The 20,610-nt window shown below is 59.1% G+C and carries 19 protein-coding genes; 3 read left to right on the forward strand and 16 right to left on the reverse strand.

Going from position 1 to position 20,610, the window contains the following annotated elements; translation table 11 throughout:
* Positions 1-29: 29 nt before the first annotated feature.
* The 7 genes from V9L13_RS15580 to rplM all read right to left on the reverse strand — a co-directional run bounded on the left by V9L13_RS15580 (position 30) and on the right by rplM (position 4,913).
* The gene (locus V9L13_RS15580) at positions 30-443 is read right to left on the reverse strand and encodes a ClpXP protease specificity-enhancing factor (protein WP_003228047.1); all 414 of its coding nucleotides are present in this window, start codon (positions 441-443) and stop codon (positions 30-32) included.
* A gap of 16 nt (positions 444-459) precedes the next feature.
* Complete coding sequence (locus V9L13_RS15585; protein ID WP_003228048.1) at positions 460-1,077, reverse strand: glutathione S-transferase N-terminal domain-containing protein; 618 nt, start codon at positions 1,075-1,077, stop codon at positions 460-462.
* A gap of 146 nt (positions 1,078-1,223) precedes the next feature.
* Positions 1,224-2,003 carry a cytochrome c1 gene (locus V9L13_RS15590; protein WP_003228049.1) on the reverse strand — a complete coding sequence of 260 codons (780 nt, stop codon included), beginning with the start codon at positions 2,001-2,003 and terminating at the stop codon, positions 1,224-1,226.
* On the reverse strand, positions 2,003-3,214 hold the full coding sequence (locus V9L13_RS15595) for a cytochrome bc complex cytochrome b subunit (RefSeq protein ID WP_003228050.1): 1,212 nt from the start codon (positions 3,212-3,214) through the stop codon (positions 2,003-2,005). The genes V9L13_RS15590 and V9L13_RS15595 overlap by 1 nt, the downstream gene beginning before the upstream one ends.
* Positions 3,214-3,807 carry a ubiquinol-cytochrome c reductase iron-sulfur subunit gene (gene petA / locus V9L13_RS15600; RefSeq protein ID WP_003228055.1) on the reverse strand — a complete coding sequence of 198 codons (594 nt, stop codon included), beginning with the start codon at positions 3,805-3,807 and terminating at the stop codon, positions 3,214-3,216. The genes V9L13_RS15595 and petA overlap by 1 nt, the downstream gene beginning before the upstream one ends.
* Before the next feature lie 270 nt (positions 3,808-4,077).
* Positions 4,078-4,470 (reverse strand): 30S ribosomal protein S9, encoded by a 393-nt coding sequence (gene rpsI, locus V9L13_RS15605; protein WP_003228056.1) that lies wholly within the window; start codon positions 4,468-4,470, stop codon positions 4,078-4,080.
* A gap of 14 nt (positions 4,471-4,484) precedes the next feature.
* Positions 4,485-4,913, reverse strand: a complete 429-nt coding sequence (gene rplM / locus V9L13_RS15610) for a 50S ribosomal protein L13 (protein ID WP_003228062.1) — start codon at positions 4,911-4,913, stop codon at positions 4,485-4,487.
* A gap of 244 nt (positions 4,914-5,157) precedes the next feature.
* Here rplM and V9L13_RS15615 point away from each other — a divergent pair, with 244 nt between their 5' ends.
* Complete coding sequence (locus V9L13_RS15615; RefSeq protein WP_338799967.1) at positions 5,158-6,198, forward strand: NADP(H)-dependent aldo-keto reductase; 1,041 nt, start codon at positions 5,158-5,160, stop codon at positions 6,196-6,198.
* Positions 6,199-6,302: 104 nt separating this feature from the next.
* Here V9L13_RS15615 and V9L13_RS15620 read toward each other — a convergent pair whose 3' ends face one another.
* Positions 6,303-7,439 (reverse strand): acyl-CoA dehydrogenase family protein, encoded by a 1,137-nt coding sequence (locus V9L13_RS15620; RefSeq protein WP_338799968.1) that lies wholly within the window; start codon positions 7,437-7,439, stop codon positions 6,303-6,305.
* 226 nt (positions 7,440-7,665) lie between these two features.
* Between V9L13_RS15620 and V9L13_RS15625 the strand changes: the two genes are divergently transcribed.
* Positions 7,666-8,586 carry a GlxA family transcriptional regulator gene (locus tag V9L13_RS15625; protein WP_338802874.1) on the forward strand — a complete coding sequence of 307 codons (921 nt, stop codon included), beginning with the start codon at positions 7,666-7,668 and terminating at the stop codon, positions 8,584-8,586.
* A gap of 176 nt (positions 8,587-8,762) precedes the next feature.
* Here the strand turns inward: V9L13_RS15625 and zapE are convergent, their stop codons facing one another.
* The 3 genes from zapE to V9L13_RS15640 all read right to left on the reverse strand — a co-directional run bounded on the left by zapE (position 8,763) and on the right by V9L13_RS15640 (position 11,957).
* Positions 8,763-9,857 (reverse strand): cell division protein ZapE, encoded by a 1,095-nt coding sequence (gene zapE, locus V9L13_RS15630; RefSeq protein WP_338799969.1) that lies wholly within the window; start codon positions 9,855-9,857, stop codon positions 8,763-8,765.
* A gap of 90 nt (positions 9,858-9,947) precedes the next feature.
* Positions 9,948-11,303 carry a tryptophan--tRNA ligase gene (locus tag V9L13_RS15635; protein WP_262143277.1) on the reverse strand — a complete coding sequence of 452 codons (1,356 nt, stop codon included), beginning with the start codon at positions 11,301-11,303 and terminating at the stop codon, positions 9,948-9,950.
* 24 nt (positions 11,304-11,327) lie between these two features.
* Complete coding sequence (locus V9L13_RS15640; protein WP_338802875.1) at positions 11,328-11,957, reverse strand: alpha/beta fold hydrolase; 630 nt, start codon at positions 11,955-11,957, stop codon at positions 11,328-11,330.
* 144 nt (positions 11,958-12,101) lie between these two features.
* On the opposite strand from V9L13_RS15640, the gene V9L13_RS15645 reads away from it, so the two are divergent.
* Positions 12,102-12,536, forward strand: coding sequence for a DUF1043 family protein (locus V9L13_RS15645; protein ID WP_262143278.1), 435 nt, complete (start codon positions 12,102-12,104; stop codon positions 12,534-12,536).
* 254 nt (positions 12,537-12,790) lie between these two features.
* On the opposite strand, the gene V9L13_RS15650 is transcribed toward V9L13_RS15645, so the two are convergent.
* The 5 genes from V9L13_RS15650 to V9L13_RS15670 all read right to left on the reverse strand — a co-directional run bounded on the left by V9L13_RS15650 (position 12,791) and on the right by V9L13_RS15670 (position 20,544).
* The gene (locus tag V9L13_RS15650) at positions 12,791-13,522 is read right to left on the reverse strand and encodes an OmpA family lipoprotein (protein ID WP_003228074.1); all 732 of its coding nucleotides are present in this window, start codon (positions 13,520-13,522) and stop codon (positions 12,791-12,793) included.
* Between the two features lie 114 nt (positions 13,523-13,636).
* The gene (locus V9L13_RS15655; protein WP_338799970.1) at positions 13,637-14,281 is read right to left on the reverse strand and encodes an MBL fold metallo-hydrolase; all 645 of its coding nucleotides are present in this window, start codon (positions 14,279-14,281) and stop codon (positions 13,637-13,639) included.
* Between the two features lie 63 nt (positions 14,282-14,344).
* The gene (locus tag V9L13_RS15660) at positions 14,345-17,077 is read right to left on the reverse strand and encodes a LuxR C-terminal-related transcriptional regulator (RefSeq protein WP_338799971.1); all 2,733 of its coding nucleotides are present in this window, start codon (positions 17,075-17,077) and stop codon (positions 14,345-14,347) included.
* Positions 17,078-17,261: 184 nt separating this feature from the next.
* Complete coding sequence (locus tag V9L13_RS15665; protein ID WP_003228077.1) at positions 17,262-18,626, reverse strand: DUF1329 domain-containing protein; 1,365 nt, start codon at positions 18,624-18,626, stop codon at positions 17,262-17,264.
* 28 nt (positions 18,627-18,654) lie between these two features.
* Positions 18,655-20,544, reverse strand: coding sequence for a DUF1302 domain-containing protein (locus V9L13_RS15670; protein WP_338799972.1), 1,890 nt, complete (start codon positions 20,542-20,544; stop codon positions 18,655-18,657).
* Positions 20,545-20,610: the final 66 nt, after the last annotated feature.

Genomic DNA, 20,610 nt, shown 5'->3' on the forward strand with positions numbered 1-20,610 from the left:
AAGGCGATCCATCCGGATCGCCTTTTTTATTACTTCACCACTTTCAGGCTTGGCCGACCGCTTGGGCGCGGCGGCTCGCTGTCCGGTGGCGGCAAGTCGTCATCGGGTTCGATATCGTCTTCGTCATCCATCGGCGACTCGAGATCGAAGACCATGCCCTGCCCGTTCTCCCGGGCATAGATGCCCAGAATCGCGCTGATCGGCACATACAGACTGTGCGGAACGCCACCGAAGCGACCCTCGAAGGTCACCACGTCGTTGTCCATGTGTAAGTGACGCACGGCGCTGGGCGAAATGTTCAGGACGATCTGGCCGTCACTGGCGAAACCCTGCGGCACCTGCACCGCCGGGTATTCGGAATTGACCAGCATGTGCGGGGTGCAATCGTTATCCACAATCCACTCGTAGAGCGCGCGGACCAGATAAGGTCGACTGGAGTTCATAGCGGCTCCTTAAGCCTTAGCGCATATCGCGTTCGACGCCAGACAGACTCGCCTGGAAAGCCTCACGCGCAAACTGGCGCTCCATATAATCAAGCAGCGGCTTGGCCGGCCGCGGCAGTTCAATACCCAGAATCGGCAAACGCCAGAGTATTGGCAATAGGCAGCAATCCACCAGACTTTGTTCCTCACTGAGGAAAAACGGCTTGTCGGCAAACAGAGGCGACACGCCCGTCAGGCTTTCACGCAATTCCTTGCGCGCCACGACACGCGCGGCCTCCTTGGTTTTCGGATCAAGAATCAGATCCACAAGACCACACCAGTCACGCTGAATACGGTGAATCAGCAGACGGCTGTTGGCACGCGCCACCGGATAAACCGGCATCAGTGGCGGATGCGGGTAACGCTCATCCAGATATTCCATCACCACGGTCGACTCCCACAACGCCAGGTCGCGATCGACCAGCGTCGGGAGACTGCCGTAAGGGTTCACCTCAATCAGTTTAGGCGGCTGGCGACCAGCTTCCACGTAAATGATTTCGGCGCTGACACCCTTCTCTGCAAGCACGATGCGCACTCGGTGGGAATAGTGGTCGGCGGGGTCGGAGTAACAGGCCAACCGATTGGTCACGCCCATGGCGATCCTCCTCGCTTGTTGAAATTATCGGAACCGGAAAAACGCGCGCGCCCAGAGGGCGCCTCACGCACTGCCTGGCGAACCAGGCGTTGCGTTTTCAGAGGCACCCTTGGGCGCACGCGATTAACAGCAATGCTTGAAGCGTATCAGTGCACGTCTTTCCAGTATTCACGCTTGAGCAGATAGGCGAACACAAAGAAGAACGCCAGGTACAGCAAGACGTAAGTACCGATGCGCTGATGTTGCAGCTTAACCGGGTTAGCCGAGTAAGCCAGGAAGGTTACCAGATTCTTGACCTTCTCATCGAACTGCTCTTCGTTCAGAGCACCGGTTTTCGGCACGATGGTCAACTGATCGCACGCTTCATGCGTCAACGGCGTACCGGTCAGCGGATCGTATTGCTTCTTGCCATCCTCGACGATCTGCACTTGCTTGCAGCCCACGACCTGGCGACCTTGCAGGCCGACCAGCACGTTAGGCATGCCGACGTTCGGGAAGACCTTGTTGTTCACGCCCCATGGGCGCGCAGGATCTTCGTAGAACGAGCGCAGATAACCGTAGAGCCAGTCGGTGCCACGCACGCGCGCCACCAGGGTCAGGTCCGGCGGTGCTGCACCGAACCAGGTCTTGGCGTCAGCCGGTTGCATGCCGATGTTCATGTGGTCACCGATCTTGGCACCGGTGAAGACGAGTTTTTCCAGCATCATGTCATGCGGGATCCCCAGGTCATCGGCAACGCGCTCGTAACGCTGGAACTTGGCACTGTGGCAACCCATGCAATAGTTGGCGAAGGTTCGCGCACCATCTTGCAGAGCAGCCTTGTCGGAAACGTCGATGTCGACTTTTTCCAGATCCGGACCATGTTCGGCAGCAAAAGACAGCACAGGCAGAGCAGCAAAAATCAGAGCAAAAAATAACTTTTTCATCAGCCAGTCACCCTTTCCGGAACCGGTTTGGTCTTCTCGAGCCTGGTGTAGAAAGGCATCAGAATGAAGTAAGCGAAGTACAGAAAGGTGCAGACCTGCGAGATCAGCGTGCGCTCAGGCGTCGGAGCCAGAACACCGAGAATGCCGAGGATCACGAACGCGACGCAGAACACCAACAGCCAGACTTTGCTCATCCAGCCCTTGTAGCGCATCGATTTCACCGGACTGCGGTCAAGCCACGGCAGCACGAACAGCAAGGCAATCGACGCCCCCATGGCGATAACGCCCATGAGCTTGTCCGGGATCGCCCGCAAGATCGCGTAGAACGGCGTGAAGTACCAGACCGGCGCAATGTGCTCAGGTGTCTTGAACGGGTTGGCTTGCTCGAAGTTTGGTTTTTCGAGGAAGTAGCCGCCCATTTCCGGGAAGAAGAACACGATAAAGCAGAAGATGAACAGGAACACCACCACGCCGACAATGTCTTTCACGGTGTAGTAAGGGTGGAAGGCAATGCCGTCCAGCGGGATGCCGTTTTCGTCTTTGTGCTTCTTGATGTCGACGCCATCAGGGTTGTTCGAGCCGACTTCGTGCAGCGCCAGAATGTGCAACACCACCAGACCGAGAATCACGATCGGCAGGGCCACGACGTGCAGGGCGAAGAAGCGGTTCAGGGTGATCCCGGAAATCAGGTAGTCACCACGAATCCACTGGGTCAGGTCGTTGCCGATGACCGGAATCGCACCGAACAGCGAGATGATCACCTGGGCACCCCAGTAGGACATCTGGCCCCACGGCAGCAGATAACCCATGAAGGCTTCAGCCATCAGCGCCAGGTAGATCAGCATGCCGAATACCCACACCAACTCGCGGGGCTTCTGGTACGAACCGTAGAGCAGGCCACGGAACATGTGCAGATAGACCACGATGAAGAACGCCGAAGCGCCGGTGGAGTGCAGCAGACGCAGGATCGAGCCGTACTCCACGTCGCGCATGATGTATTCGACGGAAGCGAACGCCTCTTCTGCCGACGGCGTATAGCTCATCGTCAGCCAGACACCGGTGACGATCTGGTTGACCAGCACCAGCAGCGCCAGCGAGCCGAAGAAATAGAAGAAGTTGAAGTTTTTTGGCGCGTAATACTTGCTGAGATGGTCTTCCCACATTTTGGTCGCAGGGAAGCGCGCATCAACCCAATCCATGAACTTGCTCATCACGCTTTCTCCGTATCGACGCCAATGACAATCAGGTCATCGGTCTCATAGGAATGCGGGGGAACTGGCAGGTTCAAAGGCGCGGGTTGCGACTTGTAGACGCGGCCAGCCAGATCGTAGTGGGAACCGTGGCAAGGGCAGAAATAGCCACCGACCCAGTCTTTACCCAGATCCGCAGGTGCCACTTCGGGACGGAAGGTTGGCGAGCAACCCAGGTGAGTGCAGATACCGATCAGCAGCAGAATTTCCGGCTTGATCGAACGCACTTCAGGGTCGACATAGGTAGGTTGCGTGGAGTTTTTGGAAGTCGGATCGGAGAGCTGGCCCTCGATCTTCTTGAGATTCCCCAGGATTTCCGCAGTACGGCGGACAATGAACACCGGCTGGCCGCGCCACTCGGCAATCATCTGCTGTCCTGGCTCGATCTTGCTGACATTCACTTTCACCGGTGCACCGGCGGCTTTCGCCTTGGCACTGGGAAACCATGACCCCACGAACGGGACCGCAGCCCCCACCGCTCCTGCAGCACCCACCACGGATGTGGCTGCTACCAAGAAGCGACGCCGGCCTGCATTCACGCCGTCATTGCTCATTCAGTCCTCTCCCATCAGCTTTTGTGGCCTGTTAAATCAGGCATCTACTAAATAAATCAATGTTACTTATAAAAATTTTGCCGAGATGGTAATGAAAAGCCCCAATTCTGACAAGGGAATTACCCGGAGCTCCCACCCTCAAGCCTTGTAGTATAGGGGGTCTACGAATGTGGCAAGTTGTCACAGCGCAATTCTTCAATAAATCGCAGGCATAAAAAAACGCCCGGTTCCGTGAGGAATCGGGCGTTCTTTTTTGAACGTGGAAACGAATTAACGCTTCGAGTACTGCGGACGCTTACGCGCTTTACGCAGACCAACTTTCTTACGTTCAACTTCACGGGCGTCGCGAGTAACGAAGCCAGCTTTGCGCAGAGCGCTACGCAGGGTTTCGTCGTAGTCCATCAGAGCGCGAGTGATGCCGTGGCGGATTGCGCCAGCCTGACCACTTACACCACCGCCGATCACGGTGACGTAGATGTCGAATTTCTCGACAGTCTCGGTCAGCTCCAGCGGCTGACGAACTACCATGCGGGCAGTTTCGCGGCCGAAGAAGTTATCCAGCGAACGGTTGTTGATGGAGATGTTACCAGTACCCGGACGCAGGAAAACGCGTGCGGTTGCGGTCTTGCGACGGCCAGTGCCGTAATTTTGAGTCGCCGACATAATGAACTATTCCGTTAAATCTTCAGTTCTTGGGGCTGCTGAGCAGTATGAGGGTGTGCAGCGCCCGCATAGACTTTCAGCTTACGGTACATGTCGCGACCCAGTGGGTTTTTAGGCAGCATGCCTTTAACCGCGGTCTCGATCACGCGCTCAGGGGCTTTGGCGATCAGCTTTTCAAAGTTGATCGACTTGATGCCGCCCGGGAAACCGGAGTGGGAGTAGTACATTTTGTCAGTGGTTTTAGCGCCGGTAACACGGATCTGCTCGGCGTTGATTACGACGATGTAGTCGCCAGTGTCAACGTGAGGAGTGTATTCAGGCTTGTGCTTGCCACGCAGACGGCTCGCGATTTCGGTGGCCAGACGACCCAGGGTCTGACCAGCAGCGTCGACGACAAACCAGTCGCGCTTTACTGTTTCCGGTTTAGCAGTAAAAGTTTTCATTCTTTATAGCCTCAGGGGCCGCCTGTAAATAAGACGGCGGATCTTACTGAATAGTGCGTACTTTGACAAGTCAAAGGCAGCCGGATACAGACGCTTTCGGGGGCTCGGGTCGGCGCGTCCGTTCAACGGCAAGATTCTTCGGCGGCGGCGCATCACTTCCACTGCAGAAAGAGGTCGGCAATTATGCAGATTGCGAAAAATTTTTCAACCTGCTTTTATGATTGTTTTGCCCAAGGAGCACCCGATGGACTATCGCCAGCTAGGCCGGACCGACCTGAACGTGAGTGCAATCTGCCTCGGCACCATGACCTGGGGCGAGCAAAACACTGAAGCTGAAGCCTTCGCCCAGATCGAACGGGCCAAGGAAGCCGGGATCAATTTCATCGACACCGCCGAGATGTACCCGGTGCCGCCGAAAGCCGATACCTACGCCACCACCGAACGCTACATCGGCAATTACTTCAAAACTCGCGGCGACCGCGCCGACTGGATCCTCGCCAGCAAGATCGCCGGCCCCGGTAACACCATCGACTACATCCGCGACAAGAACCTGCGCCACAATCGCCATCACATTACCGCTGCGGTGGATGCCAGCCTTGAGCGCCTGCAGACCGATTACATCGACCTCTACCAACTGCACTGGCCGGAGCGCAGCACCAATTTTTTCGGCCAGTTGGGTTACAAGCACAAGATCGAAGCCAACCTGACGCCGCTCGAAGACACCCTCGAAGCCCTCGACGAACAAGTGAAGGCCGGCAAGATCCGTCACATCGGCCTCTCCAACGAGACGCCGTGGGGCACCATGCGTTTCCTCGCCCTGGCCGAAGCCCGTGGCTGGCCGCGCGCGGTGTCGATCCAGAACCCGTACAACCTGCTCAACCGCAGCTTCGAAATCGGCCTGGCGGAAATCGCCATTCGCGAACAGTGCGGCCTGCTCGCGTACTCGCCGCTGGCGTTCGGCTTCCTGTCCGGCAAGTACGAAGGTGGCGCTCGCCCGCCGAAAGGCCGTCTGAGCCTCTACAGCCGCTTCAGCCGCTATTTCAACCCGCAATCGGAGGCTGCTTGCAGCCGCTATGTGGCACTGGCCCGGGAACACGGTCTGGATCCGGCGCAGATGGCGCTGGCATTCGTCACCCAGCAACCGTTCGTCACCAGCAACATCATTGGTGCGACCACGCTGGAGCAACTGGACAGCAACATTGCCAGTTTTGATCTGAAACTTTCCGATGAAGTGCTGGCCGGGATTGAGGCGATTCACAAGGATCATCCGAATCCGGCGCCTTGATCGACCGCTAAAAGCTTCGCGAGCAGGCTCGCTCCCACAAAGATCACTCCGTACCTGTGGGAGCGGGCTTGCTCGCGAAAGGGCCTGTCAATTCACTGCAAAACTCACAGCGACCGCGCAATGATCTCCTTCATGATCTCATTGGTGCCGGCATATATGCGCTGCACGCGCGCATCCGCCCATGCCCGCGCCACCGGGTATTCCCACATGAAGCCGTAGCCGCCATGCAACTGCACGCACTCGTCGAGCACCTTGCATTGCAGGTCGGTGCCCCAGTATTTGGCCATCGCCGCTGTCGGCACGTCGAGCTTGCCCTGCAGATGCAATTCCAGGCACTTGTCGACAAATACTCGACCGATCTGAATTTCCGTGGCCATTTCCGCCAGTTTGAAACGGGTGTTCTGGAAGTCGGCAATTGCCTTGCCGAACGCCTTGCGATCACGGGTGTAATCCAGCGTCCATTTCAGCGCGGCTTCGGCTGAGGCCAGGCCACCAATCGCCACCGTAAGACGTTCCTGCGGCAATTCCTGCATCAGGTAGGCAAACCCTGCGCCGGCCTGACCCAGCAGGTTTTCTTTCGGTACGCACACGTCCTGGAAGAACAATTCCGACGTGTCCTGAGCCTTCATTCCGACCTTCTCCAGGCGTTTGCCCTTCTCGAAGCCCGGCGTATTCGCTTCCACCACAAACAGGCTGGTGCCCTTGGCGCCGGCCTTTGGATCGGTCTTGGCGACCACGATCACCAGGTCAGCGAGGAAGCCGTTGGTGATGAAGGTCTTGGAGCCGTTGATCACATACTCGTCGCCATCCAGCACTGCGGTGGTCTTGACCCCTTGCAGGTCGGAACCGGCGCCCGGCTCGGTCATCGCAATCGCGCTGACCATCTCGCCCGAGACCAGTTTCGGCAGGTACTTGTGCTTCAGCGCTTCACTGCCGTAATGCAGGATGTACGGCGCAACGATGTCCGAATGCAGCGAGAAACCGATACCGGTCAGGCCGAGACGACCGACCTCTTCGATCACCACCGCGCTGTACAGAAAGTCCGCCCCCAGACCGCCATACTCCTCCGGCAGATGCGAGCAGAGCATCCCCGCCTCCCCCGCCTTGTTCCACAGTTTGCGGTCGATGTGGCCTTGTTTCTCCCACTGCGCATGGAACGGCACGGCCTCTTTTTCGAGGAAGGTTCGTACGCTGTCGCGGAACAATTCGTGCTCGGAGCTGAACAAGGTTCTGGGGATCATGCGGCACCTTTCATTCTTGTTGGAGGGATATGACCTTCAGAGACTAAGCCTCACCTCAGCTACAGGACACTGGACACATCCGACAAAAAATAAGACGATCCAGCCGTCTGGTGACCACTTTCCCTTATAAAAACAAAACAAAAGTTGAATTATGTCCAAGCAAGTCTCCACGCCCTTGCGGCGCGTCAGCATCCTGGCAATCGACCGGGTTTTCGCCTCCACCCTCATGCAGGCCAAGGATTTCTTCCATCTAGCCAGCCTGCGTTACGGCAAACAACTGGGCCACGGCCTGACTCCGGCGTTCGAAACCCGCCTGGTCAGCCCCGACGGTAAACCGGTGAACAGTTTCAGTGACGTGATGATGCCGGTGGACGGCGCCCTGGAAAACGCCGACGTGATTATCCTCCCGGCGTTCTGGGACGATTTCGATACGCTTTGCGGCCGTTATCCGCAGATCCTGCCATGGCTGCGCGAGCAGCACGCCCGCGGCGCCGTATTGTGCGGCGAAGCCACCGGGGTGTTCTGGCTGGCCGAGGCCGGACTGCTCAATGGCAAGGAAGCGACCACCTACTGGCGCTTCTTCAATGCCTTCGCCGAGCGCTTCCCCAAGGTGTACCTCAATCAGGACAAGCACCTGACCGACGCCGACAATCTGTATTGCGCCGGCGGCACCACTTCAGCCTGCGACCTCTATATTTACCTGATCGAACGCTTCTGTGGCGCCAACGTCGCGCAAGCCGTGGCCCGCGACATTCTGTATGAAGTGCAGCGCAGTTACTCGCCGGGACGTATCGGTTTCGGCGGCCAGAAGCTGCACCAGGACGTGATCATCCTGCAGATCCAGCACTGGCTCGAAGAGCATTTCGCCGACAAGTTCCGCTTCGAAGACGTGGCCCGCGAGCACGGCATGAGCATCCGCAATTTCATGCGTCGCTTCCAGACCGCCACCGGCGACAAACCTCTGCACTACCTGCAACGGCTGCGTATCGAGACCGCCAAGGGCTTGCTGTCCGGCAGTCGAAAAAGCATCAAGACCATCAGTTATGAGGTCGGTTACGACGATGCGAGCTTCTTTGCGCGACTGTTCCGCCAGCATACGGAGCTGTCACCAAACCAGTATCGGCAGCAGTTTCAGCAGGCTGCATAACTCGCAACCTACGCACAAAACTACTGTGGGAGCGGGCTTGCTCGCGAAAGCGTACTTTCAGTTGGCATCTATTTAGCTGACACACCGCATTCGCGAGCAAGCCCGCTCCCACAGGGGTACTGCGTCGCATAAAAAAGGGCCTGCAATTGCAGGCCCTTTTTCTTTGCCGAAGCTGTTTAAGGCTTGTGCGCCCGCGACAGGAATTCGTGCGATTGCATCTCCAGCAGACGGCTGAGCGTACGCTGGAATTCGAACGTCAGGCGTCCGCCGGTGTACAGGTCTTTCAACTCGACTTCGGCAGAAATGATCAGCTTGACGTTACGGTCGTAGAACTCGTCGACCATGTTGATGAAGCGACGGGCGATGTCGTCAGTGGTGACGCTCATCTGCTCGACACCACTGAGCAGCACGGCGTGGAAGATCTTGCCCAGCTCGATGTAATCGTTCTGGCTGCGCGGGCCGTCGCACAGTTCGCGGAAGTCGAACCAGGCCACGTCGTCGCAGGTGCGCAGGGCACGGATTTCACGGTTTTCAATGATCAGCACATCGTTCTCGACCGCTGCGGTGCACTCTGGTGTGAGTGCCTTGAAGCTCTTGCGCAGGCTTTCGTGCGCCGCTTCGTCCAGCGGATAGTGGAACAGCTCCGCTTGTTCGAGATGACGCAGACGGTAGTCGACACCGCTGTCGACGTTGACGATTTCGGTGTTCTGCTTGATCAGCGCGATGGCCGGCAGGAAGCGCGCACGTTGCAGGCCGTCCTTGTACAGGCCGTCCGGAACGATGTTCGAGGTCGCGACCAGGGTCACGCCGTTCTTGAACAGCTCTTCCATCAGCGTGCCGAGGATCATCGCGTCGGTGATGTCGGAGACGAAGAATTCATCGAAGCAGATCACTCGCGACTCGGTCGCAAAACGCTTGGCGATGATGGTCAGCGGGTTTTTCTCGCCGCCGAGGGTTTTCATCTCTTCGTGCACACGCTCCATGAAGCGGTGGAAGTGAGTGCGGGTCTTTTCCTTGAACGGCAGCGCTTCAAAGAAGGTGTCGACCAGGTAAGTCTTGCCGCGGCCCACGCCGCCCCAGAAGTACAGACCCTTGACCGGCGTCTGATCCTTTTTGCCAAACAGCTTGCCCAGCAAACCCGGCTTGTTCTGCTCGGCCGCGATCAGATCGTCGTACAGGCGCTGCAGATGACGCACAGCAGTTTCCTGCGCGGCGTCATGGAAGAAGTCCGGGCGTTTCAGATCAGCTTGGTATCGTTCTAGGGGCGTCATAATTCGTTAGCAAGGCAACAAAAACGGGCCGTCACTGTAGCGACGGCCCGTAGGAATGGCAATCAGCCCTTGGTCGGGCCGCGCCGCGGATTAGTCCTGAACCGGGGTCAGCGCAACGCGCAGAGCCTCGATGGCCGCGTCCCGCGCAGCAGCGTCGGCGAACGTCGGGCTGTCGCCAACGCACTCGCCTTCCAGCCACACGCTGAAGCTCAGGTCTTGATTGCGAATGTCCAACGCCTGACCGGCCTGCAGTTGCTTGGTCACCTGCCCGGCGGTTTTGCCGTCGGCGAAGTTGCGCGACAGCAGCAGTTGCTCGCCATCGGCCGCCAGCAGACGGAAACGGAAGCTGCCGTCGTCTTCACGGAAACTGACGAAACGTGCGGCTTTCGCGGCCTTCTTCTTGGTGGTCGCAGCAACTTGCACCTGATTGACGAAAGAACGCAGACCGACCGCTTCGCGCAGCTCGTTGAGGAACGGCGTCGCCACCGCACGGGCCTTTTTCGCGCCGTGTTGCAGGATGTCTTCCAGATCCGCCGGGCGCTCGATCAACTGGTGGTAACGCTCGCGGGACTCGCCCAGCTCGTTATCCAGCAACTGGAACAGACGGTTCTTCGCCTCGCCCCAGCCCAGACCACCGAGCAGTTCGCTACGGAATTCGTCAGCCTGCGCAGGCGTTGCGAACGCCTGAAACAGAGTGAACAGGTGCGAGTTGTCCGGATCTTTCGCCTCGCCCGGCGCCTTGGAGTCGGTGACGATCCGCGAGATCGCGTCCTTCATCTCTTTGGCGCTGGAGAACAGCGGAATGGTGTTGTCGTAGCTCTTAGACATCTTGCGCCCATCGAGGCCTGGCAGGGTTGCCACGCTTTCCTCGATCAGTGCTTCGGGCATGGTGAAGAACTCCTTGCCCTGGCCAAACAGATGGTTGAAGCGCTGACCGATATCACGGGCCATTTCCACGTGCTGGATCTGGTCGCGACCGACCGGCACCTTGTGCGCGTTGAACATCAGGATGTCCGCCGCCATCAGCACCGGGTAGCTGTAGAGGCCCATGGTGATCCCGGCATCCGGGTCTTCACCGGTTTCGACGTTCTTGTCCACCGAAGCCTTGTAGGCGTGCGCACGGTTGAGCAGGCCCTTGGCCGCGACGCAGGTCAGCAGCCAGGTCAGCTCAGGGATTTCCGGGATGTCGGACTGGCGATAGAAGGTCACACGGTCAACATCGAGGCCACCGGCCAGCCAGGTCGCGGCGATTTCCAGACGCGAGCGCTGGATGCGCAGCGGGTCATCGCATTTGATCAGGGCGTGGTAGTCGGCCAGGAAGTAGAACGAATCGGCATTGCTGTCGCGGCTGGCGAGGATCGCCGGGCGAATGGCGCCGGCGTAGTTGCCCAGGTGCGGCGTGCCGGTGGTGGTGATGCCGGTGAGGATACGGGTACGGTTCGTCATGGGTAATCGCTTGTCAGACTGCAATCAATTCGAGAGACGCGGCAGGATCAGATCCTTGAGATCGGTCAGCTTGCCATGAAAAAAGTGTCCGCATTCTGCCACTTTCAGCAGCTCATGGGGGCGCTGGAGTTTTGCCGACCAGTCGTAGACCAGTTGCGGATCGATCACTTCGTCGGTTTCCGGCTGGATCACGGTCAGCTCGCCGTGCTGTGGCAGTTGATCCTGATCGCCCAGACGCATCACCGCTGGCGCGACCATGAACAGCTGCTTGAGCTGCACGCCTTGAGCTTCAAGACGACCGCCGAGACTTGCTGCAACAAATCCGCCGAAGGAGAAACCGAACAGGGTTAGCGGCAGCTCCGGATGCTTTTCCAGTAGCCATGCGGCGGCAGCCTGAGCATCGTCGACTTCACCGCTGCCCATGTCGTGCGTACCTTCGCTGGCGCCGACACCGCGATAGTTGAAGCGCAAGGTAATCAGACCGGCGTCGCGCGCGGTGCGCTGCAGGGTCGAGACGACCTTGTTGAGCATGGTGCCGCCCTGCACCGGGTTGGGATGGCAGATCAGCGCGATGCCGTTTGGCTGCTCGTTATCCAGGTACAGCGCTTCAATCTGGCCGACTGGGCCGGCAATCACTACAGGGGTTTCACGCATCAGCAAGGAAGGAACTCCGTGACCTCGAATCGGGTCGACTCGTCTAGCAAATTGTCTGTGCCAATCTATTGCGAGTGAATCGCGGTATACAGCGCAGGTTCGAGCCGTTAACGTAAAGCAAAGCCGTTTATAGAGGAAGGACTCGTGGAACACTCGCTCTTAGTTTGGTTGTTACCGACTCTTGCCCTGGTTGTGGGTGTCGCCATTGGATTCCTGATCGCTCGCGTCGCACCGAATGCCGCGCCGAGCCGCACGCAGCGTCAACTGGATGATATCCAGGAGCGTTTCGACAGCTATCAAAACGAGGTGGTCACCCACTTCAACAGCACCGCGACGCTGGTCAAGAAGCTGACCCAGAGCTATCAGGAAGTGCAGGATCATCTCGCCGAGGGCGCCAACCGCCTGGCCCTGGACGAGCAGACCCGTCAACGCCTGATCGCCGCTTTGCACGCCGATGCCGCCCAGGCACCGCGCGAACGCCTGACGCCGCCGCGCGATCAGGAGCCGCCACGCGACTACGCGCCGAAAAACCCGAACTCGCCGGGCATGCTCGATGAGCACTATGGTTTGAAGAAATAATCGGGATTCGCGCCCAACAAAAAGCCCCCGGACAATTCGGTTGTCCGGGGGCTTTTTTGTATCTGATGATTTGATGGTGATTGGCCCGGCCCCTTCGCGAGCAAGCCCGCTCCCACAGGGTTTTGTGTGAACACAAAGTTGGTTATCAACACCGATCACTGTGGGAGCGGGCTTGCTCGCGAAGGGGCCAGCACAGGCCACACAAAAAAATACCCGATCACCAGGACCGGGCATTTCTTCACTCAAGCATTCACTTACGGATACTGCTGCACTGTGCCCGGCTGCGGCTGCTGCTGACCACCATACTGCTGACCCGGAATCGCCTTCAGGTTGACCTCGACGCGGCGGTTCTGCGCACGGCCATTGACGTCGCCGTTGCTGGCAATCGGGTTATCCGGGCCGGCACCACGGGCGCTCAGGTTGGCACCGCTGACACCTTGCGACGTCAGGTAGGTCGCCACGCTCTGCGCACGACGCTGGGACAGGTCCATGTTGTGCTGGCGGCTGCCAGTGCTGTCGGTGTAGCCGACGATTTCGATCTGGTTCTGGTTGAACTCTTTCAGCGAGTTCGCCAGGTTGTTCAGCGGCTGGTAGAAGCTTGGGGCGATGTTCGCCGAATCGGTGGCGAAGGTGATGTTGCCCGGCATGATCAGCTTGATCTGATCGCCCTGACGCTGAACTTCAACCCCGGTGTTGGCCATGCTGGCGCGCAATTTTTTCTCTTGCTGATCGGCGTAATAGCCGTAGCCGGCGGCCGAAGCACCGACGACAGCTGCGCCGATCAACGCGCCCTTGCCACGGTTGTTGTGGTCGATGGCAGCACCGGCCAACGCACCGGCCAAAGCGCCGAGGCCGCCGTATTTAGCGGTCTTGCTCACACCACCGCCATCGGCCTGGCCCTGATTGTCATACGGGTTGGGCGAGGCGCAGCCGGCCAACATGGCCACAGCGGTAGCAACAATAATCAAACGAGGCGTGGTGAACATGAAGAGCTCCTGGTTTTCGCATTCTGTGTGGCAGCGGCCCTAGGCAATAGACCTGTGCGGGCGTTGGATCATGACAATGCACAAAAATTCCGCTGCACACTCGTGACAAAATGTTTAGGCGCGCACGAACGGGTTTTCCCGCATTTCATCCCCAAGACGCGTGTCCGGACCATGCCCAGCGACCACTGTCGCATCTTCGTCCAGGGTGTACAGCCGCTGCTTGATTGATCGCACGATGGTCGCCTGATCGCCGCCCCACAAATCCGTGCGTCCTACGCCACGACGAAACAACGTGTCGCCGGCAATCAACAGCTTAGCCTCGGAAAACCAAAAGCTCATGGAACCGGGTGTATGTCCCGGCGTATGCAGCGCCACACCGCAGCCGCAAGCCAGTTCTTCATCGTCGCTCAACCAGCGATCCGGCGATGGCACCGGCGTGTACGGCACGCCGAACATCTGGCATTGCATTTCGAGGTTGTCCCACAGGAACTGATCCTCTTTGTGCAGATGCAGCGTTGCGCCGGTTCTCTCTTTCATCTGTCCGGAGGCGAGAAAATGATCAAGATGCGCATGAGTGTGGATAATGCTGACCACTTTCAGACCCAGTGCATCGAGGCGCGCCATGATCAGATCGGGATTGCCGCCCGGGTCGACGACGATGGCTTTTTTCGTCAGCGGATCGCCGATGATCGTGCAGTTGCACTGGAGCGGGCCGACGGGGAAGGTTTCGCGGATGAGCGCAGGTGCTGTAACAGTCATGAGGCAATCCTGTTCAATATTCGACGGCGGTGGAAACCGCTGATGCCGAAGATTTTACCGGCACTAGATCATTAACCCCAGCGCCTTGGCCCGCGCCACCGCCTGCGTACGCCGCTCAACCCCCAACTTGCTGTTGATATGGCTGGCATGGGTTTTCACGGTATGCAGCGAAATGAACAGCTGTTCGCTGATTTCCTGATTGGAACAGCCTTGAGCAATCAAGCGCAGCACCGCCAGCTCCCGGCTGCTGAGTTGTTCAGCAGCGGCGGACTCAACCACTGGCCGAGTCGCCACCAGCGGAAAATGCGCCAGTAACGGCTGTCCTGCCAACGCCGGTGAGGCGTGCAATTGGCTGCGTAACCAGTCCGGATATTCTCTGATCAGCGCGTCAAACGGCTGTATCACGCCGCCAGCCGCCGCTTCCAGCGCCTGACTCAACGCCTTGCGCGCCTCCGGTTCGCGGCCGGTGCCCAGCAACAAGGCGACCTTCTGCGCCAGCGCCATGACACACAGCAACTGGCGTCCGGTTTGCTGACCGTTTTCCAGCAGCACGTTCAGTCGCCCTTCGGCGAGCATCGGCTGGCCTTTGATCACATCAAGCAACGCCTGCTGCAGTTCGACGTGCAGCGGCAACTGTGGATGAAACTCCGGTGGCGCCGCTGCGCGCTCGCCGGTGTAGGTCTGGCCAAGTCGCGCCAGCCAGGCTTCGGCCAGATCGGTACGGCCCTGCGCCAGCCACAGTTCGCATTTGACCAGGGTGATCATCGCCAGGTAGTAGATCGGCGGCACATCCCAGATGTGCATCAGACGCTCGGCTTCAGCGAGTTCGGCGAAGGCCTTGGCGAACTCGCCGGCGCTGCCGTCCAGACGGGCGATCACGCAGTGACCGATCAATACGCTGATATCGCGGCAGGCCCGCGCTTCGGCCAGACCGCTCAGCAATCGGGCTCGGGCCTGCTGCGGTTGCAGGCGCATCGACAGCAGAAAACCTTCATACAGCGTCAGCCGCGCACGCACCGCGTACAGACGTTGCGCCGACAGCCCGCGCAGACGATCAAGGCCCTGATGCACCTCATCCAGGGCGCGCAGTATTTCCCCCCGCGATTGCAGGACCCGCGCCCGGTCGTAATGCGCCAAGGCTTCGAACAACGGATTGCCGACCCGCTGCGCCAGCTCAAGGGATTCGCGATTCAGGCCCCGCGCACGCCACAGATCGCCGTCGGCAATCGCCAGGTTGGACAGGGTCGACAGGCACATCAGGCGCTGCCCGTAGCGCTTGGCCGGCAGGCTTTCCAGCGCTTCGCTGCAATAGCGTTGAGTCAATTCCCGATGACCACGCCCACGGGCGATGATCCCGCTGAGCGCCAGCCATTGTGCGAGCATCGACTTTTGCGCAGAGGCCGAAGGCGCCGGCAGGAAACGACTTAAATGACTGGCCAGCTCTTCAGCGGCATCAAGCTGACAGGCCAGCCCCAGCGCCCAGCTGTACAGCACGATCAAGCGTGGCGTGCTGATCAGCAGGCTGTCGGGCAAGTCCATTTTCCAGCGCAGCAGCATGCCGACGTTCTGCTCGGCGAGCAGTTGTTCCTCGGACAGGTTCTGCACCAGATTGGCCGCCACATCCAGATGCCCGGCGCGCAAGGCCTGTTCGACCGCTTCGTCGAGCAGGCCTTGCGCATTGAACCAGCGACAGGCGCGCAGGTGTAACGTCGCGGCGGGCACCAACGGTCGAGCAACGGGCCGGCTGCGCAGCAGATCGGAAAACAAATGGTGATAGCGATACCAGTGGCCGTGTTCGTCCAGCGGCACCAGAAACACCTGATGCGCCAACAGAAACCGCAGGATTTCGGCGCTGTCGTGGGCTTCGCGCACCGCGTCGCATAGCTCGCTGCAAAAGCGCTCCTGAGGAGCGGTGTCGTAGAGAAACGCCTGCACTTCGGCGGGCAGGCAGTCGATGACTTCTTCCAGCAGGTAGTCGCGAATCAGCCCTTCCCCGCCGTTCAGCGCTTGCGGCAACGAGGCCTCGCTACCGGCTTCGGATGCCGCCAGCAACCAGAAACGCAGCCCGGCCACCCACCCCTCGCTGCGCTGGATCAGGTTTTCCAGCGCCTCGCCACGCAATGAACTGCTGTGTCGGTCGAGCAGTGTCAGCGCCTCATCGTGGGTCAGGCGCAGATCCTGTTCATGCAGTTCCAGCAGTTGCCGTGACAGGCGCAGGCGCGCCAGATGCCAGTCCGGGCGCTGGCGACTGGTGACCATGACCAGCAAGCCATCGGGCAAATGATTGAGGAAGAACTGCAGGCAACGATCGAGCACCGGGCCTTGGGCGAGATGGTAATCATCGAGCACCAGCAGCAACGGCGCGGTGGGTTGCAGTTGCAGCGACAACTCGTCGAGCAAGCCGTCGAGCCATTCTTCGAAGGCAAACGGCTGATGGCGCTGACGCATCTTCAACAGGCCGAGCGCGCGACTGCCCAGATCCGGAAAGTAATCCTGCAGCCCTTCCAGCAACCGCTCGAGAAAGCGCCCCGGATCGTTATCCCGCGGGCTCAATCCCAGCCAAAGACTTTGCCAGTGCGCCGGCAGGCTTTGACAGAACTCCACCGCCAGCGAGCTCTTGCCGAAGCCGGCGGGGGCGCAGACCAGCAACAGCCGTCCCGCGAGTCCGGCGCTCAGGCGTTCACACAGACGCGGTCGCAACACATAGCCGTCGGGCAGTGGCGGACGAAAAAAACGTCCGTCCAGTGTCGCGACGGCAACGCTTGCAGGACCCGGAAGCGGGGACAGATCAGTCATGGCCGGCTCTTGTTTGAATGGCTGTTGGCGGCGTAGCAGATGTCCGCAGCCTAGCCTTAAACGTAGCGGTTATGAAGGTTGCTGCTACAAATGGCTACAAAAAGGTTCAGCCAATAACGCCGGGCAAAAAAACGCCCCGAACCAGTCGGGGCGTTTTTTCGAGGATGCGGCCTCGGGTCAAAGCTTAGCGGATACCGTCCTGGCCCAGGTTGCCCGGCTGGAATTCGCTCTTGGTGGCAGAGAAACCGAAGTCATACGCCTGCTTCTCTTCGTTCTTCATGCCCAGCGCCAGGTAGCGGCCCGATTGCAGGTCGTACAGGGCTTCCAGCGCGTACCACGGTACTTGCTTGTCGTAGTAGTCCTCGGCATGCGCCTCGGCTACTCGCCACAGCTGACCGCGACCGTCGTAGTGGTCGATGACCGCTGCCTGCCAGGTGTCTTCGTCGATGTAGAAGTCACGTTTGGCATAAATGTGGCGCTGACCCGGTTTCAGGGTGGCGACCACGTGCCAGACACGACGCAACTCGTAACGGGTCAGGTCCTGGTTGATGTGACCGGCCTTGATGATGTCGGTGTACTTCAGGTTTGGCGAATCGATCTTGTAGCTGTTGGAGGCAATATAGATCTCTTTCTTGCCATCCAGCGCCCAGTCGTAGCGATCCGGTGCACCGTTGTACATGTCGAGGTTGTCGGAGGTACGCAGACCGTCCGCGGCAGTGCCCGGACCGTCATACGACACTTGTGGCGCCTGACGGACACGGCGCTGACCAGTGGCATAGACCCAGGCCTTGCGCGGTTCTTTCACCTGATCGAGGGTTTCATGCACCAGCAGCACGGTACCGGCCAGACGTGCCGGCGCGGTCACTTTCTGCTTGAAGTAGAACAGGATGTTGCCAGGGTTGGCCGGATCGTAGTCCTTCATCTTGTCGCGGAACACGAACTGGTCCTGGAAGTACACCAGGCTGAACGAGCCGTTGGTTTGCGGAGTCGCCTGGGTCACCAGACGGGTCACGCTGCCACCGCGATAACGGGTGATGTGGTTCCAGATCACCTCCAGACCGCTTTTCGGAATCGGGAACGGCACGGCGGTATCGAAGTTTTCCAGACCGTTGCCGCCGGCGACCAGATTGGTGGTGGTGGCGTTCTTCTTGATCGCGGCGAATACGCTATCCGGCACGGTCGAACCGCGATGGGACGGATACACCGGCATCTTGAAGGTGTCCGGGTAACGTTTGAACATCGCGTACTGGCCCGGAGCAAGCTTGGCCTTGTACTGCTCGACGTTCTGCGCGGTGATGGTAAACAGTGGTTTTTCACCGGCGTACGGGTCTGACAGGAAGCCCTTGCTGTCAACCGTGCCGGCATTCTTCGGCAGCGGTTTCCAGGCCGGGATCGAACCGTCGGCGTTGCCGGCCATTTCGGCGCCCATGGGTGTCAGGCTTTTGCCGAGCTTGTCGGCTTCGGCAGCAGGCACTGCCGCCATGACGCCGGTCGCCAGCAGCGAAAGCCCCAGAACACCCGCGTGGAACAGACTCTTTGTTATTTTCATATGTGTGTTCGTCCTGAAAAAACTGTGCTTAGAAGTTCACGCCAACGCTGAGTGCAACGAAGTCGCGATCATCAACCGTGCTGTAGCGACCACCAAAGAAGTTGGTGTAGTTCAGACTCGCGGTGTAGGTGTTCTGATATTCGGCATCCAGCCCGAGGCTGACGGCCTTGCGACCTTCCTCGAAGTTGCCGCCAGGGCCAGGCGAGTAACCTTTGACGTCATGGGACCAGGCCACGTTCGGCTTGAGGTTCACGCCGGCGAACACGTCGCTGTAATCCCAGATTGCCCGACCGCGATAGCCCCACGAGGTCGCTGTGGTGAAACCGTCGTTGTTGCAGTTGCTGGCCACGTTGCTGTTCGAAGCCCCGGCCCCTGCGCCATTGATGGTCGAGGTATTGAGGATTTGCGAGCAGGTGTTGAGGCCGCCGGTCGACGGCAGTTCACCCGGACCGAACACCGGATCGCGGCCGTAACGGGCTTCGGATTTGCTTTCCAGACCACCGACGTGGGTCACGCCGACTTCACCTACCAGGGTCAGACGGTTGGCGCCCATCACCTGATCGAAGAAGTGCGTCAGGGTGGTTTGCAGTTGGGTGATTTCCTTACGGTTGTAACCGTGCAGATCCTGGCCCGGCACGCCGTTGAGGATCGACGCATTGGTCAACGCACCACCCAGCGGACGTACGCCGGCGAACAGAATGTCGGTGGAGTTCAGTTGCACCGGCGCATTCGGCCGATAGCTGACCTCACCGCTCCACGCCGTACCGGTAGGCAGGGTAGTGGAGAAGCTCAAACCGTAGAGGCGGATGTCTTCAGGGTATTCGATGAAGTATTCCGAGTTGCCTGCCACCACCAGCGGGCCCAGTGCCTGGAACGGCCCTGGCAATGCCTTGACGCCGTTATAGATCGACTGTGGCGCACCGGTGGCGCTGAAGATCGGCGCACGGCTGTGGTAGTTCATGAAGTAGGCGCCGAACTCGGTGGCCAGCGGGTCGAACATGTACTTGGCGGAAACCCCCCATTGCCCGTTGTCACGGGCGTTGCGGTTAGGCGAACGGCGCACCAGCACACCTTCTTCGTTGACGTCGACGCCAGCGTTGGCCAACGGCCCGAGCGCAATACCCGGAATGGTCGAACGCTTGTTCAGCACCCGCAGGTTGTCGTCGCAACCAGTGGTAACGATGTCCGGCTGCGAGAAGAACGTGCCGCAGTTGTCGGTCACGGTCTTCTGCCAGTCGATCTGGTAGAAACCTTCGGCCGACAGGTTCTCGGTGAGACTCTGCGACACGTAGAACATGTTGACCGGAATCAAACCTTCCTTGATCTCGGCACCCGGACGGCGGAACGCGGACACGTCGATCGGGTTGATCGAGTTGATGCCGCCGCCGATGAAGGTACTTTCACCCCAGTTCACCACCTGCTTGCCCAGACGCACCGAACCCGGTTCATCGGCAATCGAGTAGTTGTGGTAGACGAAGGCGTCGAGGATCTGCCCGCCGGAAGAACGCGCTGCGACGTCGCGGTTGTGGTTGCTGACGTCCTTGTATTCCAGGTCCTGATTCTGCAGCGCGAAGTCGTACCAGTATTTGCCCCGGACGAAGACCCCGGTGTCACCGTATTTCAATTCGAGATCATGGATACCCTTGAAGATCTTCGAGAAGGCTTGCCCGCTCTTGAAGTTCAAGTGACCGTCGTCGGAGGTCTGGGACAAGCCCTTGCCGCCGTTGTTGACACCAATAAGATCCTTGTTCGGCTGCTGGGTCGAAACACTCATGCCCAGGGAGAGCGAGGAATCGAACTGGCCTTCGATTTCACCGACGTTGAAACTGACGCCGAATGCGGGCCCGGCGAGCGTAGAGGCAAGACTGACGGCCAGAGGCAGTTTAGCCCGGCGCCAGAACTGGTTTACTGATGTCATCGACGCTACTCCATGTGCATTATTGTTATGGCAGTGAGTACTTTTAAAAACGCCTGGAAGACCGGG

The organism is Pseudomonas sp. RSB 5.4 (assembly GCF_037126175.1).
Taxonomy (GTDB): domain Bacteria; phylum Pseudomonadota; class Gammaproteobacteria; order Pseudomonadales; family Pseudomonadaceae; genus Aquipseudomonas; species Aquipseudomonas fluorescens_H.